The following is a 4650-nucleotide window of genomic DNA, read 5'->3' as shown; positions in this document are numbered from 1 at the left end:
GGACCTGCGGATCGTGGTCACCTCGCTGCGGATGAGCGCGGACCTGGACCGGACTGCGACCTCCGCTTCGCTTCGCTCGCTCCGGGCGCCGCCACGTCCGGACACCCCTGCCCCCGCTCCGGCTCCGGCCCCCTCGCGTTCGTCGTCGGCTAACCGCGTTCGGGGGCCGGGCGGCGTACCGGGCGTACGGAGGGGCCGGCGGCGGCAGCGGCGCGCTGGCGCCGGCCCATGTCCCGCACCTTGCGGACGCTCGCGATCACGCCGGCGACGAGGGTGCCCCCGTACAGCCAGCCGGCGTGCACGGCGAGGGCCGTCACCAGGGCCATCGCCTGACCGCCGACCCCGCCCGTACCGCCCGAGATGGGGATGACGCCGACGGCGAAGGCGATCGGGACGCTGATCGGGGCGGTGACCAGGTCCGCGGTCCGGACCCAGAACGCCGTCAGGGCGCTGACCGGCAGGAACAGCAGGCCGAAGACGAGTGGCGAGCTGTCGAGCAGCAGCCAGTCGAGGAAGCCGAGCACCAGCATCACGGCCGACGCGAAGAGGCCCGCGCCCAGGCCGGTCAGCCGTGGGTTGGGCAGGCGGCGGAGCGCGACGACGATCGGCGGCGCGGGGCGCGGCCGGGCGGCGACGCGATAGACCGCGGCGCCCTCGACGAGGGCGCCGGGCGGCGTGAGGGGGCTCCCCGGGCGGCGCCCGGAGGGGCGCCTCGACTGCGGCTTTCGTGTCCTGTGCTGCTCCACACCACCAACGTAGGTCGGAAGGGGCCGGGAACGACGTGCGGGACACGCCCTTTGGGTGACCTTGGCGCGAAGAGCGCCGTAAGGGCCGCTCCTGTGCCCCCGTAAACTGGGGGATCGCCCCACCTCCACTCCTCTAGGGAAGTCGCCACCGTGTCGCTCACGATCGGAATCGTCGGCCTGCCGAACGTCGGCAAGTCGACCCTGTTCAACGCCCTGACCAAGAACGACGTGCTGGCGGCCAACTACCCGTTCGCCACGATCGAGCCCAACGTCGGCGTCGTCGGCGTCCCGGACGCCCGCCTGACCAAGCTGGCCGAGATCTTCGGCTCCCAGCGCGTCCTTCCGGCCACCGTCGACTTCGTCGACATCGCCGGCATCGTGCGCGGCGCGAGCGAGGGCGAGGGCCTGGGCAACAAGTTCCTCGCGAACATCCGCGAGTCGGACGCGATCTGCCAGGTCATCCGCGCCTTCAAGGACGAGAACGTCGTGCACGTCGACGGCAAGGTCTCGCCGAAGGACGACATCGAGACGATCAACACCGAGCTGATCCTCGCCGACCTCCAGACCATCGAGAAGGTCCTGCCGCGCCTCCAGAAGGAGATGCGGATCAAGAAGGACACGGCGCCCAAGGTCGCCGCGGTCGAGGCCGCCCAGGCGATCCTGGAGAAGGGCGACACCCTCTTCTCGCAGGGCATCGTCCAGGGCTCGGAGAAGGCGGAGCTCCTCCACGACCTCCACCTCCTCACCACCAAGCCCTTCCTCTACGTCTTCAACGTCGACGAGGACGAGCTGACCGACGACGCCTTCAAGGCGGAGCAGAGCGCCCTGGTCGCCCCGGCCGAGGCGATCTTCCTCAACGCCAAGCTGGAGCAGGACCTCACCGAGCTCGACGAGGAGGACGCCATGGAGCTCCTCCAGTCCGTCGGCGCCGAGGAGCCCGGCCTGGCGATCCTGGCCCGCGTCGGCTTCGACACCCTGGGCCTGCAGACCTACCTGACGGCGGGCCCGAAGGAGTCCCGCGCCTGGACCATCAAGAAGGGCGCGACGGCCCCCGAGGCGGCCGGTGTGATCCACACCGACTTCCAGAAGGGCTTCATCAAGGCCGAGGTCATCTCCTTCGAGGACCTGGTGGCCACCGGCTCGGTAGCCGAGGCCCGCTCCGCCGGCAAGGCCCGCATGGAGGGCAAGGAGTACGTCATGCAGGACGGCGACGTGGTGGAGTTCCGCTTCAACGTCTGACGCGATGGCGACACCTGCGCCCGGCCCGCCTGCCCGCGGGCCGGGCGCAGGTGTCTTTCCGCAGGCCCGCGCCGTGACCCGGGAAGGCCCGGAACGCGCGATGGCAGGATGCGCGGAGGGTCGAGGAGGGGCGGGAGACGTGGGGCGTGGGGAGCGGGACGCGGTCGCGAGGGGAGTGCGGCTGTACGAGGCGGCGCGGGCCGTGGTCGGTGACCACGGAAGGGCGGTGGAGGCGGTACGGGCCGCCCTGAAGCCGCTCCACGACGCGGCGGTGAAGCGGGAGCTCGACGCCATTCCCGTCGGCCGGCTGCAGGACGTCACCGAGGGGCGGCTGCGACTGGGCAGCGTCGAGAAGAGCGGGCTGCGCACCCTGGGCAGCGTCCTCGACGCGGGTCCCTATCGGTTGCGGCAGATTCCCGGCGTCGGTCAGCGCACCGTCGACCAGATGCTCGCCGCCGCTCGCCGGCTCGCCGAGGCCGTCCACGAGACCGTGGCCGTCCACATCGACGTGGACCGGCCGGAACCGCGCACCACCGCGCTCGTCACGGCCCTGCACGTCCTGGTGGAGGCCGGCCCGGACGCTCGGCGCACGGTCGACAAGGCCACCGCACTGGCGGACCGGCTCGGACCGACACTCGCCGACGCGCGGCCCGCCGCCGGAAGGTTCCGGCTGCTGCTGGCCGGCCGGGAGAAGAAGGCCCGCGCGGTCGCGGCGGTCGCCGAAATCCGGTCGCTGGTGGACGAGGCGGAGCAGGCGGGCCTGCCCGAGCTGCTCGCCCAGACCTCGGTGGACCTGCTCCGGGGGCCCGCTTCCTCCATCGCGGCCTGGGTGGACTTCGAACTCCGCTCCGCCGAGTACTACAGCCTGCTGGCGGAGATCTCGGGCCGGCTGCCGGACACGGCCGCCGCCGAGGGCTTCCTGCCGGACGAGGTCGCGGCGCGGGTACGGATCCAGCAGCTCGACGACACGCACCGACGGGTCTCCCTGCGCGGCTACCAGGCGTTCGGCGCACGGTTCGCGCTCGCACAGCGCAAGGTGATACTCGGCGACGAGATGGGCCTCGGGAAGACCATCCAGGCGATCGCCGTCCTCGCCCACCTGGCCGCCGAAGGGCAGAGCCACTTCATGGTCGTCTGCCCGGCGAGCGTCCTCGTGAACTGGACCCGGGAGATCGAGGCCCGCAGCGCCCTGCGCGTCATGGTGCTCCACGGCCCCGATCGGCGTGACGCGTTCGCCGACTGGAAGGGGCGGGGCGGCGTCGGGGTGACCACGTTCGACGCGCTGCGCGGATTCCCCGCTCCCGGCGGTGGGGAGGTCGGGCTGCTGGTGGTCGACGAAGCGCACTCGGTGAAGAACCCGCAGGCCAAGCGGTCCCAAGCGGTCGGCCTCTGGACGGAGCGCTGCGCGCGCGTCCTCTTCATGACCGGAACGCCGATGGAGAACCGGGTCGCGGAGTTCCGCAACCTGGTTCGGATGCTGGACGGCGACGTCGCGGACTCGCTCGGCGAGCACGACGGGCTCGCCGGATCGGTCGCCTTCCGCAAAGCGGTGGCCCCGGTGTACCTGCGGCGCAACCAGGAGGACGTACTGACGGAACTCCCGAGCCTTCAGCGGACCGACGAGTGGGAGGAGCTGAGCGCCTCGGACGAGGCGGAGTACCGCGAAGCCGTGCGCACGGGCAACTTCATGGCCATGCGCAGGGCCGCGTACATGCGCCCCGAGAAGTCGGCCAAGCTGAACCGGCTCAGGGAAATCGTTCAGGAGGCCGGCGAGAACGGGCAGAAGACCGTGGTCTTCTCCAACTTCAAGGACGTACTGGCCGTGGTGAGGGACGCCCTCACGGCCGGAACCACCGGCGCGACTCCGGTGTTCGGCCCGCTGACCGGCGGCGTCGCGGCCGAGCGCCGCCAGCGGATCGTCGACGACTTCGCCGGAGTCCAGGGGCCGGCGGTGCTCCTGGGCCAGATCCAGGCGGCGGGCGTCGGCCTCAACATGCAGGCCGCCTCTGTCGTCGTCATCTGCGAACCCCAGATCAAGCCGACCATCGAGCAGCAGGCGGTGGCCCGCGCCCACCGCATGGGTCAGGTCAGGCCGGTGCGGGTGCACCGCCTCCTGGCCACCGGCGGCGTGGACGAACGCATGGTGGAGATGCTGGAAGCCAAGACCCGCCTGTTCGACACCTACGCGCGCCGCAGTGCCGTGGCCGAGGCCACCCCGGACGCGGTCGACGTGTCGGACATCGAGCTGGCCCGCCGGATCGTCGAGGAGGAACAGGCCCGTCTGGGCATGGCGGACGAGAGCCCCGCGCCCGCCGCAGGAGTGGGCGGCGAGGACCGAAGTTGACACGGTCTCCCCGGATGCGTAATGTCCTCCGAGCTGTCCGACGTGAGCACCGATTCCGATCGGCCCCGGGCAGTCATTCCGCAAGATCCACTGAAGCTGACGGTTCTTTGTCGTTCCGTTTGGTTTTCTTGTGCGTTTTTCCGGAATGCGGATGCAAGTCGCCCGATTAGGTTCGGGGACAAGGAATCCGCTACAGTCTCACTCGTCGGAACGGCCCAACAGCCGTAAAGACAAACCCCGCTGACTGGGAGTCAGGCCCGAAAGGATCTGATAGAGTCGGAACCGCCGGAAGGGCCCGGAGCGAAAGCGAAAGGGACCGGA

The 4650-nt window shown here is 70.9% G+C and carries 3 protein-coding genes; 2 read left to right on the top strand and 1 reads right to left on the bottom strand.

All coding sequences use genetic code 11. The annotated features are described in order from the left end of the window. Positions 1 to 149: 149 nt before the first annotated feature. Positions 150 to 746: a DUF6542 domain-containing protein gene (locus AB0C99_RS39490; RefSeq protein ID WP_362485310.1), complete on the bottom strand. Its 597-nt coding sequence runs from the start codon at positions 744 to 746 to the stop codon at positions 150 to 152. A 150-nt stretch (positions 747 to 896) separates the two neighbouring features. On the opposite strand from AB0C99_RS39490, the gene ychF reads away from it, so the two are divergent. After that, complete coding sequence (gene ychF, locus AB0C99_RS39485) at positions 897 to 1985, top strand: redox-regulated ATPase YchF (protein WP_362485308.1); 1089 nt, start codon at positions 897 to 899, stop codon at positions 1983 to 1985. Positions 1986 to 2124: 139 nt separating this feature from the next. Next, positions 2125 to 4329 (top strand): DEAD/DEAH box helicase, encoded by a 2205-nt coding sequence (locus AB0C99_RS39480; protein WP_362485306.1) that lies wholly within the window; start codon positions 2125 to 2127, stop codon positions 4327 to 4329. Positions 4330 to 4650 lie beyond the last annotated feature (321 nt).

Origin of the sequence: Streptomyces sp. NPDC048659 (assembly GCF_040650575.1) — a bacterium.
In the GTDB taxonomy this organism is placed as follows: Bacteria; Actinomycetota; Actinomycetes; order Streptomycetales; family Streptomycetaceae; genus Streptomyces.
The sequence above is the reverse complement of the archived record's forward strand: the minus strand, read 5'-3'. Positions and strand labels throughout refer to the sequence as shown.